This window comes from Halocatena halophila, assembly GCA_027563145.1.
GTDB classification, from domain to species: domain Archaea; phylum Halobacteriota; class Halobacteria; order Halobacteriales; family Haloarculaceae; genus Halocatena; species Halocatena halophila.
This window is the reverse complement of the sequence record CP071306.1, coordinates 1,426,966-1,449,402: the sequence shown is the minus strand read 5'-3', so window position 1 is coordinate 1,449,402 and position 22,437 is coordinate 1,426,966. Positions and strand designations below refer to the sequence as shown.

General features: G+C 56.8%; 24 protein-coding genes and 1 tRNA gene. 17 read left to right on the top strand and 8 right to left on the bottom strand.

Annotated elements, in window-relative coordinates; genetic code table 11:
• Positions 1–14 precede the first annotated feature (14 nt).
• From JXQ78_RS07720 to JXQ78_RS07695, 6 genes are all read left to right on the top strand, one after another.
• The gene (locus tag JXQ78_RS07720) at positions 15–1,184 is read left to right on the top strand and encodes an NAD-dependent epimerase/dehydratase family protein (protein WP_330630197.1); all 1,170 of its coding nucleotides are present in this window, start codon (positions 15–17) and stop codon (positions 1,182–1,184) included.
• A complete protein-coding gene (locus JXQ78_RS07715) occupies positions 1,181–2,134 on the top strand; it encodes an NAD-dependent epimerase/dehydratase family protein (RefSeq protein WP_330630196.1) in 954 nt (317 codons plus the stop codon). Before JXQ78_RS07720 ends, JXQ78_RS07715 begins: the two co-directional genes overlap by 4 nt.
• Entirely contained in the window at positions 2,131–3,096 is a 966-nt protein-coding gene (locus tag JXQ78_RS07710; RefSeq protein ID WP_330630195.1) for an NAD-dependent epimerase/dehydratase family protein, read from the top strand. Before JXQ78_RS07715 ends, JXQ78_RS07710 begins: the two co-directional genes overlap by 4 nt.
• A gap of 123 nt (positions 3,097–3,219) precedes the next feature.
• Positions 3,220–4,236 carry a DsbA family protein gene (locus JXQ78_RS07705; protein WP_330630194.1) on the top strand — a complete coding sequence of 339 codons (1,017 nt, stop codon included), beginning with the start codon at positions 3,220–3,222 and terminating at the stop codon, positions 4,234–4,236.
• Between the two features lie 47 nt (positions 4,237–4,283).
• Entirely contained in the window at positions 4,284–4,880 is a 597-nt protein-coding gene (trmY, locus tag JXQ78_RS07700; RefSeq protein WP_330630193.1) for a tRNA (pseudouridine(54)-N(1))-methyltransferase TrmY, read from the top strand.
• Positions 4,881–4,939: 59 nt separating this feature from the next.
• A tRNA-Pro gene (locus tag JXQ78_RS07695) sits at positions 4,940–5,012 on the top strand.
• Between the two features lie 476 nt (positions 5,013–5,488).
• Here JXQ78_RS07695 and JXQ78_RS07690 read toward each other — a convergent pair.
• From JXQ78_RS07690 to JXQ78_RS07670, 5 genes are all read right to left on the bottom strand, one after another.
• On the bottom strand, positions 5,489–6,250 hold the full coding sequence (locus JXQ78_RS07690) for a hypothetical protein (RefSeq protein WP_330630192.1): 762 nt from the start codon (positions 6,248–6,250) through the stop codon (positions 5,489–5,491).
• Between the two features lie 606 nt (positions 6,251–6,856).
• Positions 6,857–7,456 carry a hypothetical protein gene (locus JXQ78_RS07685; RefSeq protein ID WP_330630191.1) on the bottom strand — a complete coding sequence of 200 codons (600 nt, stop codon included), beginning with the start codon at positions 7,454–7,456 and terminating at the stop codon, positions 6,857–6,859.
• Positions 7,457–7,846: 390 nt separating this feature from the next.
• Positions 7,847–8,656, bottom strand: coding sequence for an energy-coupling factor transporter transmembrane component T family protein (locus JXQ78_RS07680; RefSeq protein WP_330630190.1), 810 nt, complete (start codon positions 8,654–8,656; stop codon positions 7,847–7,849).
• Positions 8,653–10,413, bottom strand: a complete 1,761-nt coding sequence (locus JXQ78_RS07675; protein ID WP_330630189.1) for an ABC transporter ATP-binding protein — start codon at positions 10,411–10,413, stop codon at positions 8,653–8,655. The genes JXQ78_RS07680 and JXQ78_RS07675 overlap by 4 nt, the downstream gene beginning before the upstream one ends.
• Positions 10,414–10,422: 9 nt before the next feature.
• Complete coding sequence (locus tag JXQ78_RS07670) at positions 10,423–11,280, bottom strand: hypothetical protein (protein WP_330630188.1); 858 nt, start codon at positions 11,278–11,280, stop codon at positions 10,423–10,425.
• A 170-nt stretch (positions 11,281–11,450) separates the two neighbouring features.
• On the opposite strand from JXQ78_RS07670, the gene JXQ78_RS07665 reads away from it, so the two are divergent.
• From JXQ78_RS07665 to JXQ78_RS07640, 6 genes are all read left to right on the top strand, one after another.
• The gene (locus JXQ78_RS07665; RefSeq protein WP_330630187.1) at positions 11,451–12,197 is read left to right on the top strand and encodes a 2-phosphosulfolactate phosphatase; all 747 of its coding nucleotides are present in this window, start codon (positions 11,451–11,453) and stop codon (positions 12,195–12,197) included.
• Entirely contained in the window at positions 12,187–12,957 is a 771-nt protein-coding gene (locus JXQ78_RS07660) for a sugar phosphate isomerase/epimerase family protein (protein ID WP_330630186.1), read from the top strand. The genes JXQ78_RS07665 and JXQ78_RS07660 overlap by 11 nt, the downstream gene beginning before the upstream one ends.
• Before the next feature lie 78 nt (positions 12,958–13,035).
• Complete coding sequence (locus JXQ78_RS07655) at positions 13,036–13,788, top strand: creatininase family protein (protein ID WP_330630185.1); 753 nt, start codon at positions 13,036–13,038, stop codon at positions 13,786–13,788.
• A 328-nt stretch (positions 13,789–14,116) separates the two neighbouring features.
• Complete coding sequence (locus JXQ78_RS07650) at positions 14,117–14,539, top strand: hypothetical protein (RefSeq protein ID WP_330630184.1); 423 nt, start codon at positions 14,117–14,119, stop codon at positions 14,537–14,539.
• A gap of 125 nt (positions 14,540–14,664) precedes the next feature.
• Positions 14,665–14,955, top strand: a complete 291-nt coding sequence (locus JXQ78_RS07645; RefSeq protein ID WP_330630183.1) for an AbrB/MazE/SpoVT family DNA-binding domain-containing protein — start codon at positions 14,665–14,667, stop codon at positions 14,953–14,955.
• Positions 14,952–15,374 (top strand): type II toxin-antitoxin system VapC family toxin, encoded by a 423-nt coding sequence (locus JXQ78_RS07640; RefSeq protein ID WP_330630182.1) that lies wholly within the window; start codon positions 14,952–14,954, stop codon positions 15,372–15,374. The genes JXQ78_RS07645 and JXQ78_RS07640 overlap by 4 nt, the downstream gene beginning before the upstream one ends.
• Before the next feature lie 30 nt (positions 15,375–15,404).
• On the opposite strand, the gene tmk is transcribed toward JXQ78_RS07640, so the two are convergent.
• The gene (gene tmk / locus JXQ78_RS07635) at positions 15,405–15,983 is read right to left on the bottom strand and encodes a dTMP kinase (RefSeq protein ID WP_330630181.1); all 579 of its coding nucleotides are present in this window, start codon (positions 15,981–15,983) and stop codon (positions 15,405–15,407) included.
• A gap of 95 nt (positions 15,984–16,078) precedes the next feature.
• Between tmk and JXQ78_RS07630 the strand changes: the two genes are divergently transcribed.
• Together JXQ78_RS07630 and JXQ78_RS07625 are read left to right on the top strand one after the other, a co-directional pair.
• The gene (locus tag JXQ78_RS07630; protein ID WP_330630180.1) at positions 16,079–16,957 is read left to right on the top strand and encodes a complex I NDUFA9 subunit family protein; all 879 of its coding nucleotides are present in this window, start codon (positions 16,079–16,081) and stop codon (positions 16,955–16,957) included.
• A gap of 40 nt (positions 16,958–16,997) precedes the next feature.
• Positions 16,998–19,025 carry a DEAD/DEAH box helicase gene (locus tag JXQ78_RS07625; RefSeq protein ID WP_330630179.1) on the top strand — a complete coding sequence of 676 codons (2,028 nt, stop codon included), beginning with the start codon at positions 16,998–17,000 and terminating at the stop codon, positions 19,023–19,025.
• A gap of 27 nt (positions 19,026–19,052) precedes the next feature.
• Here JXQ78_RS07625 and JXQ78_RS07620 read toward each other — a convergent pair whose 3' ends face one another.
• Complete coding sequence (locus tag JXQ78_RS07620) at positions 19,053–19,709, bottom strand: helix-turn-helix domain-containing protein (RefSeq protein ID WP_330630178.1); 657 nt, start codon at positions 19,707–19,709, stop codon at positions 19,053–19,055.
• 216 nt (positions 19,710–19,925) lie between these two features.
• Here JXQ78_RS07620 and JXQ78_RS07615 point away from each other — a divergent pair, with 216 nt between their 5' ends.
• The 3 genes from JXQ78_RS07615 to JXQ78_RS07605 are packed head-to-tail and all read left to right on the top strand — an operon-like array spanning position 19,926 to position 21,539.
• Entirely contained in the window at positions 19,926–20,330 is a 405-nt protein-coding gene (locus tag JXQ78_RS07615; protein WP_330630177.1) for a luciferase domain-containing protein, read from the top strand.
• Positions 20,327–21,298: an MFS transporter gene (locus JXQ78_RS07610; RefSeq protein ID WP_330630176.1), complete on the top strand. Its 972-nt coding sequence runs from the start codon at positions 20,327–20,329 to the stop codon at positions 21,296–21,298. Before JXQ78_RS07615 ends, JXQ78_RS07610 begins: the two co-directional genes overlap by 4 nt.
• Complete coding sequence (locus JXQ78_RS07605) at positions 21,225–21,539, top strand: MFS transporter (RefSeq protein ID WP_330630175.1); 315 nt, start codon at positions 21,225–21,227, stop codon at positions 21,537–21,539. The genes JXQ78_RS07610 and JXQ78_RS07605 overlap by 74 nt, the downstream gene beginning before the upstream one ends.
• Before the next feature lie 6 nt (positions 21,540–21,545).
• Here the strand turns inward: JXQ78_RS07605 and JXQ78_RS07600 are convergent, their stop codons facing one another.
• Entirely contained in the window at positions 21,546–22,394 is an 849-nt protein-coding gene (locus JXQ78_RS07600; RefSeq protein ID WP_330630174.1) for a DUF7537 family lipoprotein, read from the bottom strand.
• Positions 22,395–22,437: the final 43 nt, after the last annotated feature.

Genomic DNA, 22,437 nt, shown 5'->3' with positions numbered 1-22,437 from the left:
TATCTGAGTAACTAATGAGCATCCTCGTAACTGGTGGCGACGGGTACATTGGCTGGCCGACTGGGCTTCGTATCGCGACACAGACTGATGAGCGAGTCGTACTGGTCGATAACTTCGCCCGTCGAGAGTGGGTGGAATCGGTTGGCTCGACGAGCGCACAGCCCATCGTGAGCATCGACGAGCGATTGGCGGCGGCGCGAGACGTTCACGGCGTTGAGAATCTCTCGTTCGTTGAAGGCGATCTGACAGAGCGGTCGTTCGTCGACGAGTTGCTCGCGGTTCACGAGCCCTCCACCGTCGTTCATACGGCTGCACAGCCCTCTGCGCCGTATTCGCAGCTCAACGGCGAGCGTGCGAACTACACCCAGCACAACAACATGCAGGCGACTCGGAATCTCGTCTGGGGACTCCACGAGGCTGGGCTCACGGAGACGCATTTCATCGAGACGACAACCACTGGCGTCTACGGCGCACCGGAGTTTCCGATCCCCGAAGGCGGGGCAGTGATGGAACACGAGGGCGAACGTGATTCGGTTCCGTTCCCGGCGATGGCTGGGTCGTGGTATCATCTGACGAAAAGCCACGACGCGGCGAATCTCCGCCTTGCGAACACGCAGTTTGGGCTCCCGATCAGTGACGTTCGGACAGCGATCACCTACGGCACCGAAACGACCGAAACGAGCGCGGACGAACGGCTCCGGACGCGATTCGACTTCGATTACTACTTCGGCGTCGTGGCACACCGCTTTTGCGCCCAGGCAATCGCTGGCTATCCGCTGACGGTGTACGGCAAAGGCGAGCAGCGAAAGCCGTTTGTGAGTCTTGAGGATGCCGTCGAGGGCCTCTCTCGACTCGCGCTGGAAGATTCCGAAACCCGACCGGACGAGCACGTGGTGTACAACCAGACAACCCGTCCGATCAGCATCGTCGAAATGGCCGATACGATCGCGAACGTGGCCGACGAGTTCGACCTCGACGTGGACGTTACTCACGTGGAAAATCCACGACAGGAGGACGAAACCCACCAGATGGAGATCGAGAACGACCGCTACATGTCGCTCATCGGCGAACAGCGCCAGTCGTTCGAAAGCGGCGTCCGCGATATCGTAGCAACGCTCATCGAGCACCGCGAAACGATCGTCGGACACGAGGATCGGTTCCTGCCAGACGTTCTCGAAGAATGAACGTCCTGGTTACCGGAGGCTGTGGATACATCGGGAGCGTCCTGCTCGAGCAGCTCCGCACAGCGCCCGAAATCGAGCGGATCGTCGTGCTCGACGACTGTTCGTCGGGCTCTCCGCGCGCGCTGCTCGGTTCGCTCGACTCGACAGTGTCGTTCGTTCGTGGTGACGTTCGCGACCGTGCTGTGGTCGATCGTGCGATCGAGGGCTGTGAGACGGTGATCCATCTGGCCGCCGTGACTGGCGCAGAACGCTCGAACGATCGGCGCGAACACACCCTTTCGATCAATCGCGACGGCACCGAGACTGTCCTTGCGGCCAGTGGTGCCCACAACGTGTCGTCGTTCGTGCTTGCTTCGTCGTGTAACGTGTATGGTGCCATCGAGGGAGCAGTTGATGAGCGAACGACGCCAAACCCACTGAATCCCTATGCGGAATCGAAACTCGAAAGCGAATCGTTGCTGGTTGAAGCCGGCGACACCCATGGTTTCGAGACGACAGCACTCCGGCTTGCCACCAACTACGGGCTCGCACCGGGCATCCGGTTCAATCTCGTCGTCAATCGGTTCGTGTTTCAGGCGTTGACTGGGAGTCCGATCACCGTCTACGGCGACGGAACGAACTGGCGGCCGTTCATTCACGTCGAAGATGCTGCTCGTGCGTACGCCCACGCCGCGATCCATCCCGACGACTGGGAGCAGCCAGTCTACAACGTTGGCGATCCAGACGAGAACTACCAGATCAAAGAGATCGCCTCGCTCGTTGATACCGCAATCGGTGGCTGTAACGTGACGTATCTCGAGGACAAACAGCCCGGTCCGTCGTACAACGTTCGCTTCGATCAGCTCCAGTCGACAGGCTTTGTGCCGAAGCGGACGCTACGTGATGGCATTGCAGAACTCGCCACAGCGTTTCAAGCCACACCCAGGACCCATCATCCAACCCCACAATGAGTTCACACCCACAGATCGCTGTGACCGGCGCGGCAGGCTATATTGGCAGCTGCGTCATCGATCAGCTACAGACGATTCATCCGGAGTACGAACTGACTGCAATCGACAACTTCTATCGCGGGACCGTTCGACAGATCGGCGACTGTCCGGTCGAGCACGTTGACATTCGACAGTCTGAATCACTCGCCCGTGCGCTTGACGGTGTGGATGTCGTGATTCATCTCGCTGCCATCAGCGGTGTTGAAGACTGCGATGATGATCCCGACCGAAGTTTCAGCGTCAACGTTCAGGCCACCAACACCATCGCACGGTGGTGTCAGAACCACGGCGCTGCGCTTGCGTTTCCGTTCTCGATGGCCGTTCTCGGTGATCCAACCACGTTCCCCATTACCAGCGACGCGGTGCGGACGCCGTTGAACTGGTATGGCAAATCGAAAGTGCTGGGCGAACGCGCCGTCGCAACCTTCGCTGATGGAGCGTTTCCCGCGCATCTGTTCATGATCTCCAACGTGTATGGCACACACCAGCTGCCCGATCGGACGGTTTCGAAGTCGGTCGTTCTCAACTTCTTCGTCGAGCGAGCGCTCGCTGGAAAGCCACTGACGGTGTACGAACCGGGAACCCAGGCGCGAAACTACGTCCACGTCAGCGACATCGCACGTCTCTATGTTCGCAGCACCGAGCGATTGCTCGAAAAGCAAGCGGCCGGAAAGACCGGCGCGACTCGATTTGCCGTTGGCTCCGATGAAGATCCCTCCGTCATGGCAATCGCAGAGCTCGTTCAGTCGGTCGCAGCCGAACAGCTCGGTCACGACGTGCCGATCGAACTCGTCGAGAATCCACGCAGCGCGGAGACGCTCACCGACACGTTCACCGTAGATACAAGAAAAGTGACAGAAACGCTCGGCTGGGAACCACAGCACAGCCTGCGCGAGTCCGTTGTCGCCGCGTTCGATCGGTGAGTTTCTCGCCAGAGTGGCCCCGTGCTTCGTAACTACTAAGCCCTGCTCTCGTAATGAAGTATGTAGTATGTACACGTATGACTGGCCATTCCGGCTGTGGAATGGAGAGTGGGTGGATGTAAGATGAGTGATAATAGGCGGACGACGACTCGTCGATCGTTGTTGGCGGCGACCACGGCTACGTTGTTGGGAGCGACTGCAGGGTGTCTCAGCGATTCGGAGAACGTTGCACGAGCACCGGGTCCGTCGGGAAATGAGACGTACGTTCCATCGACGCTCGATGTTGGGCCCGCCGGCGGTCCACCGCCGCAGTCGGGGTGGACGCGGACGGCTCAAGGGCAGGGCGGGAAGACATCGACAGCCACTACACAGCAGTCTACCGAGACGGCTTCTGCCACCACAACGCCAGAGTCGACGGCGACTCCGACGGAGGCATCGCCTTCGACGGATTCCGAGACGGCGGGTGAGACACCAACGGAAACTGCTACTGAGACGGCCACGGAGACGCCACAGACGCCGTCCGATTTCGCTCACCCGTATCTTTCTGCGGGTTCGGGGACGGCTGCCCTTGGTGTCGACCGGTCTGGGTATCCGGTGATGGGTGCTCCAGAGGCACCAGTGGAGATTCTCTACTGGAGCGATTATCTCTGTACATTCTGTTCGACGTTCTCGTTGCGGACACATCCGAAGCTGATCAAGCAATACGTTGCTCCAGGGACGGTACGATTCGTCTTCTTGCCGTTTCCGTTCAAGGGTGACAACTCCAAGCCGGCATCAATGTTGGCAGGTGCGATCTGGCAGACGGTGAAAGGGCGTTCGCCATCACAGTTCTGGCAGTGGCATCATCGGGTGTTCGAACACCAAAAAAAGCCCGACAGTGGCTGGGCATCGATCGAGAAGCTTTCTGCACACGCCAGGGCGGTCGGCATCAATATGCAGCGCGTACAGCGCCATTACAATCGCAACACGCAGTCGCTCTGGAACGACATCAAGGCCGCAAAAGCGGCCGCTCGCAAGAAATGGCATCCGCCGGGAACGCCGATATTCTACGTGTACAATCGGGAGACGAATGCGGCGACGAAGGTGACGGGGACGGTCCCGATATCCAACTATAAGGCCGCTATCGCCGAGGTGCTCTGAGCGCCCGCCATCGACGTGGTGAAGGCGCTTGCTCTCACAAAGCGAGTATGCGCCAGTTCATCGTGCTCGCTCACGAGGCGCCGACGACGCCGTCATTTTCGCTTGCGGATCTCGCTGGCGGTGCCGGTCGGCTTGATCTCGTCTGTCGGTGTTGCAACGCCGCGTTGTTTCGCTCCCATGGGATTCGGTCGGCCGTTCGCATCGATATCGTGCTCGCCGACGAGTTGACGATTCGGTTCGACGGCAGCGAGCTTCGCGGGTTGCATCCAGACGAACGCTCTACGGCGGCACGAATCCGGAGCACCCTCGAGGATCGCGACCGCGCTATCGGTGCGATTCCGGCCACGCCTTCGCCCGGGGTATCGCTGTTCCGGCGCGACACCGAGGCGACCCTGCGATCGGCTGCTGAGAACGGATCGATCGTCGAGTTGCACGAGGACGGCGAGCCGTTAGCGTCGGCTTCACTCCCCGACGATCCGGTGTTCGTTCTCTCCGATCATCTGGATTTCACCGACGCGGAGGTCGATCTGCTTGCGGAGCTATCGAGCGTGCGAGTGTCACTTTCTCCTGAGCGATTGCACGCCGATCACTCGATCACGGTCGCGCACAACTATCTGGACACCGACGGCTTCACGCGATACTGAGCCATCAGGTCAATCGAACCCGGAAGCGTTAACAGGTTCGTGCCCGCACTAGGAACTGCGGGCCGGTGGGGTAGCTTGGCATCCTTCGGCCTTCGGGTGGCCGTAACCGCAGTTCGAATCTGCGCCGGCCCACTTCCCGCCAACCTTTTTTAGACTCGGGTTCGCTCCGCTCACCACTCGTCGAAAAAACGTTGATGAAAAAAAGACCGCTCGCTCCGCTCGCGGTGGGTTATCATAGTCATATATGGTTTCAAAAAATCCCGTCGTCGTGAATAGTCGGAGTGCACGGATGAAACAAGGAAAACAAGGATCGTGGGAAGTACCGTTATTGATCATATTTCATAAACGATGGTATCTAGCAAACAGCTGGCAGCAGACTCTGTCTCGTGCTACATCCTATTGAGATCTCACCAGTAGTTCGCTCACGATCGTCGTGAGCTAGAATCTAGATGGTCGTTATTCGACCAGCAATAGCTAGCAATATCCAGCGTACGACTTCTGAAAGGAAGGACGTTTGCTCACACCTGCTGCTACCACTCCTCCGACCGTCATTCGTGCTGAAATGTGTGTCCTGTATAGATCCCTATCGGAGGGCGCTTGCTCACACCTTAGCTGCCCGTTCTGGGAGTGACGCTCACAACATTCGTGAGGACGCTATCGACGGCCTCAGCAGTGAACTGTTCAGCCGTCTGAAGTCGTCTCGCGAGCCAGTCGTCGAATATCACGGCTTTTCCTTGGCCGGTGTGGACGACCTCCGTTCGATCACCACCGAGGCGATCAAGGAACGACATGACTCGGGCGACCGTCTGGTCGTGAGCCGATCCATACACTTGTTTGAGCTCCTGTTTGATCGTCGTTGAATCCAGTCGCTTTCCTTTCGGCACTGTCGTGGCCAGTCCGCCGATTTCGGAGGCGATGGCTCGCGCTCGTCGCTGGTTGGCCGTTAGTTTTGCCTTGTGGATAATTTCCTCCGGCAATCGGACGATCTGCTCCAGTGGGGTTCGTTGCTCGCTTCCATCAAGCGTCTCGACCTTCCGCGCAACTGCTTCTGTGTGTTTCTCTGAGGCCTCCGTCTGGCGTGCGTTCTCCGTCACGTCCTGTCTGATATCGGCCTTGTCCCGTTCGTTCGATTCGCGATAGGATTCTAGCTCGTCTTCGAGATCGGTAACCCGTTCGTGTACCTGCTCGATTGTCTCGTCTTTCTCCGTGATCTCTGCTTCCAAATGGGTGATTCGCTCTCCCTGCTGAGCAATCGTCTCAAGCAACTCTGTCTGCTGATCGCAGAGCTTTGAGACAATCTCGATGACATCGCTGGTTCCATCACAGTTAACTATACTCCGTCCGTCGATTTCGTTGGGTTTGAACTTCATTTTCAGTCCAACCCATCCTCGGACGTGGGTCAACACGTCTGGGGAAAACCGGGCGACCGGTTTTGTCCCAGTCGGATGTGTATACCTACCACATCGAATTACCACTATTAGTATGTGATGGAATTCCTATAGAAGTGTTAGAGGAGATTACTGTCGTACTAGTTGTAATCTGTGGTTGCGCTCATGCCAGAGCTGCTGGGTGCTCTGATCTCCTTCTGGTCTATTTCTCAATCTATTTAAATTCTGTTATGTTTACCAACGTCGACGCAACAGACGCTGAACAGTATTTCGATCGATCTGGGTCGGTGGGAATCTACAGGAAAATCATTTGTTCATCTATCGGCCGTTTACCACAGACCTCAAATAGCTACTGTACCCCCAGGGTCTCTGGTTAGACTGTCCTGTTAGTACTAAGTATAGTCTCTGTATACCGATGATTGACAACGTTACAGAACCACCCTAGTACGATTGAAGCAGACTTACTCCAATGCTATCGCGATGGATGATTTGAAGATGCTCCACCCGTCCGATTTAGAATTATTTAGTGACTCACTCGTGGCGAATAATTCTAACCACATACGGATTCAAAAAATTCCGTAGTTGGGGTTAGTCGTCGTGGGCTGGAGAGACCAACAGCTGGAGGATCACGGGAAGTTCCTCGGTCGACCGAGCCTCACAGAACGGAACAACAGCCTCTAGCAAACAGCTTGCAGCAGACACAGCTTCATCCTGCGTCTGCGCCCGTGCCGGATCCTCCGGCCGATCTGGAGAAAACGCCAACAGCGTAACGTCACCGCTTCGTTGCTCGTGCGCCCGCAACCGAGCATCATTATCGAACCAGGCGGTGTAGATCGTCTCGCCCTGCGAGCGAAACCGCGTGATCCGATCGAGCGACGGAAGCGCATCAACCCCCCCGCCCGAGCGCTCGCTCAGATCAGCAATCGCGAGCACCTCCTCCACCTGACGACTGTGCCGGCACTCGGTTGACTGACAGGGCCGACACCAGCAGTTCTCGGCGATATCCACAACGTGATGCAACTCAGCAGAGGAAAGCTCCGCACGATCCTCGATCCCCTCCAACGTGCTGATCTGCCCATCGACCGTCCGGAAACTGAACTGGGGAAGACTCACGAGCCAACCCTCCACGACGGACAGCCCGTTGCGTGCGCCCGTTGGCGAGCCACCGGCTGGCCACAGCGAGCACACCGTGTGCTAGTCATTGACGATACGACAGGATTACAGTACCGCGGTGCATTTCCCTTCATGGGTTTCTGTCCGCATGGGAACCCCAGCGTCGGGTGTTATGACCACCCGGCGCGATTTGATACGCGCGACCACATCTCGGGCTGGCATTCCCAATTGATTGTGCCAACCCACTGGGTTATAAAGTTTCGTATGTGTTGGATTTCAATGGCGTTGTGTGATCAATCAGAACCGTCCCAATGATCTTCATTCCAGTGGTGACACACTTTTGGCTGCGGATCAGTACTGAAAGTGACTACTATCTAACTAATTCTGGTAAACGAGTGTTCGTCCGCAGATTCACTGGAGCTACGCAACTCTTGTTGCAGTACCACCGTAGTAGGATTGAAACGTTCAGAGGACGCTCGCAACGATTGCAACGTAGATGAGCGATCCACAGAAAAACACGACATCTCCCGGTCGAATTTCCATCCCTTCCAGTTGCAGCTCCCGACTCGCATCGCTGTCGAGTGAGCTCGAGAATCCGCGGGCTTCCATTGCTTCGACGGTAACTCGACTCCGCTTTGCAACGTTGAATATCATCGGATAGAACGCTTTCATCGAGAGTTTGAGCAAGTACCGGTAGTACCGCCACCGGAATCGTCCCGGTGAATCTGGAACGGCACTTCGGAGTCGTAACGCATTCACGAGTTCGTGATACTCCTGGAACAACACCGGTAACATGCGATATCCATAGGCGATGACAAACGTGAACTGCCGAGGGACTCCGAGACTCAAGAGCCCACGAGCCAACGTTTTCGGGCTCATGCTTGAGAACACTGCGAGACTCGATATCGAGATGATCGTCACCTTGACCGTGAACGGCAGCAGGGCTTGGATCGCCGCAATCGGATCGCCTGTGAACGCCGTCACAATCGCATAGGATGTGAGACTCGTCACGACGCTGAACGCCATGATGGCGATTAGATACACGCTGACACGGGACAGAACGGCGAGGACGGAGACGAAAACGAACAGGGCGAGCAATACGTCCATCTCGTAGAACAGCCACGGCACGAACAGAAACACGACGTACCATAGCAACAGCACTCTCGGATCAAGTCGATGGAGGAACGATCCGTCGTTGTCGTAGGCAGTCCGCAGGAGATCGGTCGTGACCGCATCAACTGACGCAGCATCCCGAAGGGAATCGAGTGCGGTCATTGATGGCTCGCTCCTGTAGAGGCAGTGGGTCGCTCTGAAGTCAGGTGACTGACCAGTTCATCAGTTGAGAGAGCGACGGATGTACAACCGAGCTCCTCGCTCAGTCGCACCACTTGCGGTGGTTCGAGATTTGCCTCCGCCAGTACGTCTGTCGCCGCGAACACTGTTTTTGGCGGTCCGTCCATGAGAATCTCTCCATTGTCGAGGACGAGTATGCGATTGGCCCACTCGGCGGCCAGCTCAAGATCGTGGGTTGCCATAATGACGGTTTCGACGCGCTCACCGGCTCTAGAGATTGTTCGACCGATTTCCATTCGGCTCGCAAGATCGAGGCTCCCAGTTGGTTCATCGAGAAGAATGATCGAGGGAGCGGTGGCCACTCCGATCGCAAGCGACGCCCGACGCTGCTGGCCGACACTCAACAACCGCCCGTCCCGATCTTCAAGCGCCTCCAGATCAAGAAATGAGACGACGTCGTCGGTTCGAGCAGCCACATCCTCCAGATCTCGCGATTGCAGGTAGTGGGCGATATCTGCCCGGATCGAGTCTTTGACGAACATCGATTCGGGATTCTGTGGCACGTACACCACGTCATCTGCTATCCGCTCGGGGAGCGTCGTGGCTGTGTCTGTGTCGGTAATCGACACTGTCCCTTCTGTGGGCGTTTTTAGACCAGTTAGCAGTTCGAGAATCGTCGATTTGCCGGCACCGTTACTCCCAACCAGTGCGACGCGATCACCCGAATACACCGCCAGATCCAGCGCATCAAGGACCTGCTTGTCTTCTCCACGGAGCGTTGGATACGTGTGCGATACGGACGAGAGTCTGATGAGTGGAGTTCTTTTATTGTCCCGAACTGGCAGGTTTTCTCCAGCATCGGCCACCGTCACTGATGGTGAGTGCATAGTGGTCGAATCGAGCACATTCCTGAACCAGCGACACCCCTCGTCGAATCCAATCGGCAACCGTTCGTTCGTATCACTAATCTTCGCAGCCGTCCGGGTGATCTGTGGTGGCTGGATATCGTTTCTGCGAAGATCTTCGAGGCGATTGAGTGCTCTCTCGACCGGCGCTTTCCACGCTACTCGGCCATCTTCGACGAGCACCACGCTGTCACAGTATTCGGCGATGAACTCCGTCTGGTGTTCAATCGCGACGATGGTCATGCCCTGTTCGTGGTTGAGGGCAGCAAGATGATCGTAGGTCTCACCAGCATGGACCGGATCCAGTTGTGCAGCCGGCTCGTCAACCACGAGAATGGAAGGATCGAGCGACAACACGGCGGCTAGTGCGACGAGATGTTTTTGTCCCCCAGAGAGTTCCCAGAGAAACCGGTCTTCAATCCCATCGAGATTGAGCAGTGAGAGCGCTCGAGCAACTCGCTCGCGATAATCCTCAAGTCCGTGATTGATTGGTCCGAAGGCCACTTCGTCGGAGACCGTTGGACTGACAAGCTGATTGTCGAACTCCTGGAACACGTAGCCCACGTGCTCGGAGAGCTGGGAAACCGTCGCGTCGGCGGTATCGATCCCCCCAACGGTGACACGCCCGTCAAATGAGCCGTCGTAGAAATGCGGAATGAGACCGTTGAATGACTTACAGAGCGTTGTTTTCCCGGATCCATTTTTCCCGATCACTGCAACAAACTCACCAGCATCGATCTCGACAGTCGCTCCGTCCAGGACGTATTCGTCGCTGCCTGGATACCGAACGGAGAGATTGTCAACGGATATGCTGGCGTCGTTTTGGGTGTTCATTGGTGGTGTTCAGGCGTCCTGACGGCTGGCGCGATACCAGACGACAATGGCAACGATGGTGGTGACGATAATCGGAACGACGATGAAATTCTGACCGTACAGTTCGAGAAACTCCGGGCTCCACACCACGTTGATGAAGCTCCCGGTTTCACTGGCCGCTTCGGCCACGAATGCGATCGGAAACGCCAACAGGATGAGCGACAACTTTTGTATACTAATACCTCGCCAGATCGATGCCCCACGCTCTCCCTCGTATGGCTCCATTCCGAGTAATGGTTCGATCTTTCCGTGGAGTTTCGGATACAGGTACAGTGCAGGTATAACGCCAAAGATGATTCCAGTGATGAGCATCTGGGTGGCAAAATCAACTACCTCAAGGATAACGATGCTCTCTGGCAGTCCTGGAACGGCTTCTAGTTCCTCGACCCCAATCCAGACTTTTCCCATATCGATGAACATCGCGAAAAATTCCTCGATCGCCTCGGCGAGAAAGACAACGATTGCCAACTGAGTCCGGTTCTCGGGGTCCTGCAGCAATGTTGTGGCGAAGTAGTACGCGGCAGTGATCAGCAACAGCCCTTCGATTGCTCCCAGTCCGTTAAACTCTCCGAGGAGTATCTCACCAAAGACGATTTCGCCAACCGGAACGGCCAGTGCCGACCACACTGTCCGGAAGAGAAGCACCAACACGATGGGAATAAACAGGAACTCACCAACACCGAGCTCGAGTGGCCCAACCGTGAACTCGGGGAGTATCTCTGTAAACGCATTTTGCAGTCCCGATAGAGACATGATCAGAATGAACACCATCATGTCCTGTCGATCGAATGAAACTCCCTTGAATCCGGTCCAGGTTGCTGTAGCCATCTACAGCGGAGGATTCAGAAGTGATCAAATAGAGCATTTATATGAGATGTATATGTCCCACGAACCTCGCATGTATATGTATTTATAGAGCAATATTCATAATTATATGAAATATTCATCAATACATCTCATAGGAGTGATTAACAAGAACACTATCGGACGATTGTTTGATGGAAACAGGTAGTCTCCACCAGTCCTCATTCAAGTCGAAGCTCATCGACGGTCGGTCACACATTCCGGGTGTCCCTGAACCTGGTGACTACGTTGTCATCGATGTCACTCACTTTTCGACGACGGTCACCGAATTGCTGGCCAACGGTGCTGAATACGTACACATCACTGACGAGCGTGGCGACGAGTTCGCGTATCAGGCTCGCCATCCAGAGGCGCTTATCGGCGGTGGAAAGACTGAAGCGTACGAACCGGATGACGGATACGATTTTTTCAATTCGCCGAGCTACGTACAGGATCTCCCAGTTTCCAATCGGCCAGTGAGCATGACCTCGAAGAACGGCGGCACAGCCGTCGCACGATTGCGACGCCGGGGCGGTGACGACGTATCCGTGTTCGTCGGCGGATACACGAACGCGCAGGCAGTTGCCGAGCATCTCCGTGACCGTGACCGACCGACCTTCCTAGTTAGCTGTGGTTCGAGTGGCCATCAGACGATGGACGATCTACTCGGGGCCGTGGTGATCGATCGATTTCTCAACGACGAACCGTTATCAGCAGTCCAACGAGAGCACTTTGCCTCACTGCTGGTGACGAGCAAGGGACCAGGGTACGCCGAGAAACACGAGACGCGCCAGCGCGACCTGCACGAGTTTGCGACCGACATCAACCGTCGGGATGTCGTTCCGGTCCTTCGAGATGACCGCCTCGTCGATGCCACGGACTGCAGTGAGGATGAGTGCTGAGTCCCCTCGCTTCGGAGCGTCGCTCGATGTCCGATTTGAGGAGTCAATAGCGGAGTTTGCCTCGTTTCTCGAGCATCATGGATTGAACCATATCGAGGTGCGCCAGGGATACGTCGATGTTCAGGATGGCGATGTGCTGGCCCCCCTTGAAAACGTTTTGGCGTCGCGAGATTTTTCAGTGACGTTTCACGCGCCTCACATCGACTGTGCGATGGGAAATCGCAACGAACGACTTCGAAACGCCGCAGTGGAGGGGGTCAAACACACCCTCGATATGGCCACAGCGGTGGATGCAGGTGGCGTGGTGGTTCACGGTGGCAGCTCTCGTGTCCGGTATCCTGCACACGTTCAAGCACGCAGCCGAGAGCAGGCGCTCAGGTCGATCGAGGAGTGCACGCGGTATGCGGCCGACGTTGGTGTTCCGCTCTGTCTGGAAAATAGCCGGGATAAGTCATCTGAACGGCGTCACACGGCGACACCGGATCGGATGGCTGCGTTTCTTTCAGATCTCGATATTGATTCGGAGTATCTGCGATTGACGCTCGATGTTGGACATGCCAAGGCCAGCGGCGTTCCCTACGAACGCTTCGTGGATCGGTTCGGTGATCGGATTCACGTTCTACATCTTCACGATAACGACGGCACGGCCGACGATCACGAGCCACTTTCAGGATACAGGGAGATTGCAGCCCACGTGGGCGCTACGTACAACGTTCTCGAGATGAAAGCACTTTCAGACATAGCTGCGTGCGTAGCGTAGGGCACCGATATCGTGTCAGTTGGTACCGTTGGGCTCTGTTGGGAAACGAATAGTATCCTGTGTACCGACGTGTCAGCTATGCAATTTTCCGAGACGGTTCGCATGGAGTCACTGACGACGACGGAGATCGAGCGAGCGCTGTCCGATGGCGTTCGAACAGTTATCGTTGGAGTGGGATCGATCGAACAGCACGGCCCACAGTTGCCCCTCTCGATGGATGCCAGCTACGGCGACGAGCTTTCCCGACGAATTGCGCTGGAACTCGGTGACGCACTCGCTGCCCCCGTGATTCGTCCGGGCTGTTCGGGCCACCACATGGATTTTCCCGGGACGATCTCGATTCCACCGGAGACGCTGATGGCAACGATCGAGGGCTACTGTCGCTCGCTTGATGAGCACGGATTCGGGGAAATCGTTCTCGTTCCGACTCATGGCGGGAACTTCGCACCGATACAAACTGTTGTGCCCGAGCTCTCACGATCGATCGACGCGAGCATACTTCCGATCGCCGATATTGATGCCCACATGGAGATCCTCTGCGATGAATTCAGCGCGGCAGGGATTGAGTACGAGCAGACCGTTCTCCACGCGGGGGCCATCGAAACCGCGATCATGCTCGCAATCGATGCTGGACTGGTCAACACGGACGCGTTCGAGGTCGGCCACGAGGGCGACGTACCAGTGAGCACACTCCTCAGCGACGGGATGGCTGCGATCACCGAAAACGGCGTGCTCGGAGATCCCCACCCGGCAACCGCCGACGCTGGTGAACTGCTGCTGGACCGTGTCACCGAGGAGTACGCGGCGATGATCGAAGAACGAAGAGCGTGATGCGTACCGCGAACGGATCGAGAAACCTATTGTTCAAACAGTCTTTCACAATTATTCCTACATAATTTTATAAGCAATCGGGGAGGCAATGCAACACGAGGGTACAGCTGCGCCACGGGGCGTTGTGCATTCGTGTTGAATGCGCCGGGTGGTTAGGTCACCCGACGCTGGGCTCTCACGAGATGCGATTGCCCATGCCATGGAAGAACACACGCGACCGTAATTGTACCGACTCGTTGAACTACTACAGCCACAGCTGTGTCGTCTGTCGGCGCCAGCTTCGTGGCCACCGTGATCATCATCTTGGCTGTCCGCTGTGGGGGCGACGATGACGCTTCCCCTATTTTTGTTCAGAGACGAGGATCGTAACTGCGTGAATCTCTCGACGGTGGATTCACGATCTGAGCTCTCGGAGGCCGAGCTCTACCACGTGGTGGACATCGGCCAAGGGACGTGGTGTCGGCCCTGTCAATCGACCGGCTGTCCGCACGCAACGCGTATTGAACAGATTCTGACGATGGCCGATCTCGCGAGCGAACGGACGAATTACGAGCACTTGCCCGGAACCGAGCGAATCACGCGCTATCGCGCGACTGGAGAAACCGTCGTGGCCGCCACCTTCGACACCGGCGCGAAGGTCCGCTATCACGAAACGAACATTGGCGAGATTTACCAACTGACCCTCGCTTCGGATCCGAAGTCGCCGCTCGAACGGATCGATGCTTCGGCAAGTCAAAAAGCTACAGTCTGATGGGATTCCCAGGAGTGATATTAAATACCTACCCCCACGATGATTCGAGTAGCCACCTAAAGATTTCCTGATAAACAATAACTGATTGAGTAAGAACGAGATTTGATTATAAATCAGATCAAACTATGAGTGTAGCCGAAGAAATAATCGATCAAACCGTCTCTGTCACACGGAGCGGTCAGGCTACAATTCCCAGGGAGATACGGGAGAAGGTAGGAATCTCAGCGCCAGGAAAAGTCCGTTTCAAACTGGATGAGCATCAGGAGCTGACGGTAGAGAAGGTCCCACATCCATCAGAATTCAAAGGAATGGGAGCAGATTCAACGGAGGGGCCGTACGCTGCAACTCGGGAACTCCGCAGTGAACGGCAAAAAGAAAAAGAGCGAGACGATCGGCTCCTCGGTGATGATGAGTGAGCAGCAATCGGGTCGTTTTCGATACAGAGGCATTTATCGTCCACTATTTCGATGAACCCGGTGCAGATATCATCGATGGGTGGCTGGACCAGATATACAACGGCGAGATTGCCGGATTCGTACGTACAGCAACACCTGCAGACGTTCGCTATATCATCTGCCACATTGAAGGTGTAGCGATCGAAGCGACTGATGAATACGTCGAGCAGGTACTGTGGACGAACTTCGAGGAGATCACTCCCAATCCACGGGACATTGCCGAGATCAAAGCAGAGTATTCGATCGCTCTTGGAGAGACGTTTGTACTGGCGACCGCTGCTAGTCTCGATGCGCGCCTGATCGTGGGTGCTGATGATGATTGGGAAGGCCCAATCGAAGATGGATTTGATATCGAGCGGTTCCGATCAGAACCAGCCTAAACAACCCGAACGCCATCTCCTCCCCACAACTCACTCCACTAGCTGCTCGACGATCCACTCGGTCTGTTCGATCACGTCCTCGGGCGGCTGGGTTGCATCCACGCGAACGAATCGCTCCTCGTCGTACTCAATCAGCTGTTCGTAGTTCGACTGCACCGCTCGAAGATACTCGGCGCTCTCGAACTTATCGGTCGCTCCCGCCCGCTGTGCGCCCTGTTCTGGTGGGATCTCGAGATAGATCGTTGCGTCTGGCTCGCGGGTGAACGGCTTGTGAATCCCTCGAATGTACTCCATCGGCCGGCGAATCTCGCCCGCAAGCGCCGCCCCCTGATAGGCATAGCGCGAATCGGCATACCGATCGGAGATCACGACCTCATCGTCTTCGAGTGCCGGGCGAACTATGTCGGCGAGATGCGCGGCGTGATCGGCAGTGTAGAGAAACAGCTCCGCCAGCGGATCGGCGTCATCGTCGGCCACCGACTCGCGCACACAGTCGCCGTACCACGACTGCGTTGGCTCGCGGGTGAACTCCGCATCGACGCTGTCATGCAGCGCCTCCCACACGGTCGTCTTTCCCGCCCCATCGATCCCTTCGAGCGTGATGAGCATGGCCGGGCTTTGCGGGCGAGATAGAAAGCACCGGGGATTGTATTTCGATGCGCCGTGCCTGTAGGCTTACCACGTCCGAGAACGAACACTGTGGCATGAACGTGCTTGTCACGGGCGGCACTGGCTTCATCGGCAGCGTGCTTTGTACCGCGCTCGCAGACCGCGGTCACACGGTGACGGCACTGGCGCGAACGCCAACCAACACCGACGACGAGATCGAACTCGCCGTGGGCGACGTGACGGCCTACGAGTCGATCAAACCCGCATTCGAAGGTATCGACTGCGTGGTGAACCTCGTCGCGCTCTCACCGCTCTTTCGACCGCGCGGCGGCAACGACAAACACTTCGACATCCACCTGGGCGGGACCGAAAACGTCATCGACGCTGCCAGCGAGCACGGCGTCGAAAAGATCGTCCAGATGAGCGCGCTCGGTGCTGATCCGCACGGCCCAACGGCGTATCTCCAGGCGAAAGGCGACGCCGAAGTCGCCGTCGAATCGGCCCCGATCGATCATGTCATCATCCGACCGTCGATCGTCTTCGGCGACGGCGGGGAGTTCATCCCGTTCACCGAACGACTGATGACGCCGTACGTGACCGGACTGCCCGGCGGCGGACACACACGATTCCAGCCGATCTGGGTGAAGGACATGGTCGAAATCCTTGCTACGGCCGTCGAATCGGAATCGCTGACGAATGACAGCTACGAGATTGGCGGCCCAGCAGTCAAAACACTCGCCGACGTGACGCGACTGATAGCCAGATCACAGGGTCGAACCGTCCGAATTATCCCGATCCCGATGGCACTCGTCACCGTTGGCCTGTCGGTGCTTGGCCACATTCCATACGCACCGATGGGACCGGACCAGGCAAAATCGCTACAGCTGGACAACACGACTGACGATGGTGACCTTGCGGCCTTTGACAGGTCACCCTCTGAGCTGCTGACGCTCGAAGCGTATCTCGGCGTGTGAGTCCGGGGAAGTAAAATAGCCAGACGAAGTAGTACTGAACGTGTCACGACAGGTGTCGGCAGTCGAATGCCTGTTTCTCCACGAGCGCGCGGACGACTTTGCGGTCGTCGTCGAACGCGATGGCGAACGGCTCTTTCAGGCTGTCCTCGAACTAAAATCGACGAATGCTGGCCCACGACCCGCCAGACTCAGGGTCAAAGAGGGCGACGACGAGGACCTCCGCCCGCCCGAGGAATTCGTCGATATCGCCCGTCGGGCCGAACGAATTCGGATCTCAGAACAAACCTCGAAAGCGGCCCGCGAGCGCCTCACGTCGATGCTCGCTGGCTATCAGCTCGAGGCCACTGCCGTTCGGACGTGCCGTCGGTGTGCGAACGCCAATCGCTACTCGCCACTGACGAGCGAGACAGCAATTCGGGCCGACAACGAAGAGATCTGTCTCTCGTGTGCGAGAAAGGAGCTGGATTCAGAGCTGAACTATCGGAGTCTTCGATCCGGTGCTCGCAATCGTCTTGAGGAGTTACTGCTCGAAACCGGTGATCTCGATCGAATCATCAATCTCCTCTCCGGACAGCTCGATCCCGAACTCACGAAATTCGACGAAATCAGCGCAACGGTTGACGCGATTGATCCCGTGCCGACCGATGAGCTGGATATCCATTCAGAACTACAACCGAAAATCGCCGGGCAGTTCGACTCACTGCTACCGGTGCAGAGTCTGGCCGTGAACAACGGCGCACTCGATGGAACGGATCAGCTCGTAGTGAGCGCAACCGCAACGGGAAAAACGCTGATCGGCGAACTGGCCGGTATTGATCGCGTGCTCCGTGGCGAGGGAAAAATGCTGTTTCTCGTTCCGCTGGTGGCACTCGCCAACCAGAAACACGAGCAGTTCACCGAGAAATACGGCGACATCGTCGACGTGACGATTCGTGTCGGTGCAAGCCGGATTCGCGATTCGGGAGCGCAGTTCCATCCGAATGCCGACGTGATCGTTGGGACGTACGAGGGGATCGATCACGCGCTTCGGACCGGCAAAGAGCTCGGCGACATTGGGACAGTGGTGATCGATGAGGTACACACCCTTGGCGAAACCGACCGGGGACACCGCCTCGATGGGTTGATCTCGCGGTTGAAACACCACTGCGAACGGGCTCGTGGCGACACCCAATGGGTGTATCTCTCCGCGACCGTTGGCAATCCCCGCGAGCTTGCTGGCTCACTTGAGGCGACGCTCGTCGAGTTCGAAGAACGGCCGGTGCCGATCGAGCGCCACGTCACCTTCGCCGAAGCGAGAGAGAAATCACACATCGAAAACAAGCTCGTCAGACGCGCCTTCGATACGAAATCCTCGAAGGATTACCGTGGGCAGACGATCATCTTCACCAACTCCCGCCGGCGCTGTCACTCGATCAGTCGATCGCTGGAGTATGATAGCGCACCGTATCACGCCGGACTCGATTACAAACGTCGCAAAACTGTCGAACGGAAGTTCGCCGACCAGGAGCTGGCGGCGGTCGTCACCACGGCAGCGCTGGCAGCCGGCGTCGACTTTCCGGCCTCACAGGTGATTTTCGACTCGCTGGCGATGGGTATCGAGTGGCTCAGCGTCCAGGAGTTCAGCCAGATGCTGGGCCGCGCTGGCCGACCGGATTTCCACGACGAGGGAACCGTCTATCTGCTGGTCGAACCGGATGGCGTCTATCACAACTCGATGGAGATGACCGAGGACGAAGTGGCGTTCAAACTCCTGAAAGGAGAGATGGAGTCCGTGATCACCCGCTACGACGAATCCAGCGCGATCGAAGAGACGCTCGCCAACGTCGTCGTCGGTGGGACGAATGCGAAACGACTGAACGATCGAATGATCGGTGACGTACCGACCAAACACGCGCTCGGAAAGCTTCTGGAGTATGATTTCATCGACGGAATCAGTCCGACGCCGCTCGGTGAAGTGATCTGTCGGCACTTTCTGGATCCGCACCGGGCGTTCGTGATGCTCGATAGCATCCGACAGGGCGATGATCCGTACGAACTCGTCGGCGCTGTCGAGCTGCTTGATGAGTGAGCACTGCGACTGGCTCCGAACGACAGCTTAGTCGTCCTGGTGATGGTCGTCGAAAGGCAATGACTCTGAAAAACTCTCTTTGATGAGCGTCGCTTCTGCTCGGTGGAGCACCCCGCTAGCAGCAGAGGGATTCACACCGAATTCATCAGCCAGTTCCGTGAGTGTACACTCGCGTGGACTCGCATAGTAGCCCTGCTCGAGGGCTGCAGTGATGAACTCGTGCTGTCGATCCGTGAGCAGTTCACGGGGATCGTAGGTCTGTGTAATCGACTCGATTTCGTAAGGAATCCCTGCAGCAGCCATTTCTTCGGGTAATTGTGCCAGCTGCTCGTGGGAGCCGGTGTGTTCGGCACGCAGCCAGCCATCCTGCAACGTCGCCGGAAATCGTGGCAAGACACCCACAGACCGAAGGATTCGATTCGTCTCCGTTGGTGGGATGAGATACTGTATTGCGAGCGTCTGGCCGTCCTCGTACAGCAACTCGTAGGTTACCGACGATGCGTCCTCGAACGCCCGTTTGACCATTTCCGGTGTCGTGGTATCGAGTTCGATGAGACCAACAATTCCATCGTCGGTTGGGTGACTCGAACAGATCGTGAACACCTCATCAGGCAGTTTCGCAGAGAGTGCTGCCAGCGGATCTGCACACGCTGTGGCATCGAACGAAAATCGAACACGGGCCATCGTGCGATACACTCAGCGGAACTACAAAATCCTTTCACGGACATCTCGACAATCCGCAGTACAACACCGTCCGTCGACCACGAAGGTGAATATATTCACGAGAATCTACACGGCTGAATAGCACCACGTTTCATTCATGGTGACAGCAAGCAACCACCGAACGGCACTGCCATTCGACCGACAGCCGACGCCAGTTTCACCGCAGGAGGGAGACCAATGAGTTCGATCGAACAAGAAGTTCGTGAGTGGCCTGGCGTAACGATCCGCGAACACGACCGCGGTGGTCGTGAGTTCACACTCGACGAACGCGAACTGGGTCACATTCACGGCGAGTCGCTCCTCGACATTCCGTTCACCAAACGCATTCGAACCATCCTCGTCTCGGAAGGACGGGCCGAAAAACACCACGTGGTTCCCGACTCCGGGTGGGTGTCGTATCGCATTGACGACGACGAGGACAGTACGGGGGCGATCTGGCTGCTTCGACTTTCGTATTGCTATCATGTGCTCGCGACGGCAGACGAAACGTGGAAAGAACGAATCGATATCGAAGCAGAACTTGACTCGCTGGAGCCCAGCGACGAGCTGAGGAACGTGTTCGAGGCGATCGGTGACATATGAGCACCCGGACGGCGCTCTCTCGACCGCGGCTCGCACAGGGGACGTTGTTGCTCGCCAGCATGCTCACGATTATGGCTGGCGCAACGATCGCCCCCGCGCTTGTAGTCATTGAGCAGCGATTCTCAACCGCACCGAACGCCGAGATTCTCGTTGGACTCGTGCTCACGATGCATGGGCTGTTCATCACGATTTGTTCGCCCATCATGGGGGTACTCGCCGACCGATACGGCCGTCGGTGGGTGCTTTTGGGATCGACCGTCGTCTACGCCATCGCGGGTGGATCTGGACTCGTCGTGGATTCGCTGATCGGTATTCTCGCCGGGCGGGCCGTGCTCGGTGTCGCCGTTGCAGGCGTGATGGTGACGGTGACGGCACTCATCTCCGACTACTACGACGAACGCAAGCGAGAAACCGTGCTCGGACGGCAGGGCGCGTTTATGTCGCTTGGCGGTGTCGTTCTCTTGCCCCTTGCTGGCGTTCTTGCCGATATTGGCTGGCGGGTTCCCTTTCTCGTCTACACGCTGGCGCTGGTGTTGCTCCCGGCGATGGCAATTGCACTACCGGAACCAAAAACGCATGAGTCCACTCCCGAAGCTGTCGATTCCAACCACAAGCGAACAGGGGCGTTTCCACTCGGCACGCTCGGTGTCATCGTCGCGCTGGGATTGGTTGGCCAGATATTCTTCTATATGATTCCGGTACAGCTCCCGTTCTATCTCGAAACCCAGGCTGGTGCAAACGGATCACTGATCGGTACCGTCCTTGCGGTTTCGGCTGGGGCTGGTGGGATCGCCTCGTTGTTGTACGGCCGACTCCGCAGAACGCTCCGTGTGCTCGATATCGTCGTGCTCACGTTCGGGCTCATGGGCGTTGGCTACGCCGTGATCGGAACGAATGATCCTCCTCGGTATCGTCACGGGCGTCGCAATCGCCGGCTGTGGCAGTGGGTTTCTCATCACGAATCTTAACGCCTGGATCGCGACGGTCGCACCAACACACGCACGCGGGCGAGCACTCAGTGCACTGACGAGTGCCACTTTTCTCGGGCAGTTTCTCTCACCGCTCGTCGTTCAGCCACTCCGCACCTCGCTCGGCGTTGGCTCCACATTTCTCGGTGCTGGACTGCTACTGGGAAGCTGTGCTTTCGCCATTGGCCTCCTGAATCAGTTTGGAGGGAGCCTGCCCAGTGCAGATCGTGAAACTGCCTAACGTTGCTCAGTTGGCTTTCGCCTCGGCAAGCCAGTCCGGTTTGGCCACGTTCGTTTCGTTCAATCCGGTGAATTTGATGAAACCGGACCGAGAGTGGGTCTTCCCTGCGGATGTTGTGTATGTTATGTCGTACTCTGCAGACCGAATCAATCCCTCGCCGTCGACGATCGTCGTCATCGAAAACGAATCGACGGTGGAGTCATTCACCATCGGTGGAATAAAATGCGTGGTGTCGTTCGCATCGATAGCAGTCGCTTCGAATTTGAACATCGTCTCACCGTCGCGGACGATCCGTTCAGATCCGGAGAAGTGAACGGAGCTGATTGTGTAATAAATGGGGCCACTCTGTCCAATTGGCGTGTTCGTGAAAAAGGCGACGCTGCTCTCGAACGAATTGCTATCCGAGCTGTTGTACGATGGACGTCCCGTGAGATTCGCGATGTAAAGCTGGTTGTCGGTCTGATACCAGGCACGGGCGATCGATCGAGACCCATTCAACGTACCCCGTTCGTGACGATAATACGTACTCGCAGAGAGATCGTACGCGCCGGTCGATTCGACCGTTTGATTGGGATACAGATATTGCATCGACACGTTCCGTGTGAAACTATCGTGAGCAAACAGTGCCCGGTAATGGCTCTCATACGCCGCCATTATGTCAGCAACCCCCGTCTCGTTCCACCCATCGGGGTGCTCGATCTGTGCAGGTGTCATCGTGTCTGTGCCCGTCGTTGTGTGCGTGCTTGTCCCTGCAGTCGTCTCTGTTTCGGTCGATCCAGACAGATCGAGTCCGGAACAGCCAGAGAGCAACAACAAGGCGATAAGTCCGATCGAAACCGCCACATTTCGTCGCATAAATGGCACTCATTCTGAACCACTGACAATCCTTCGATACGCC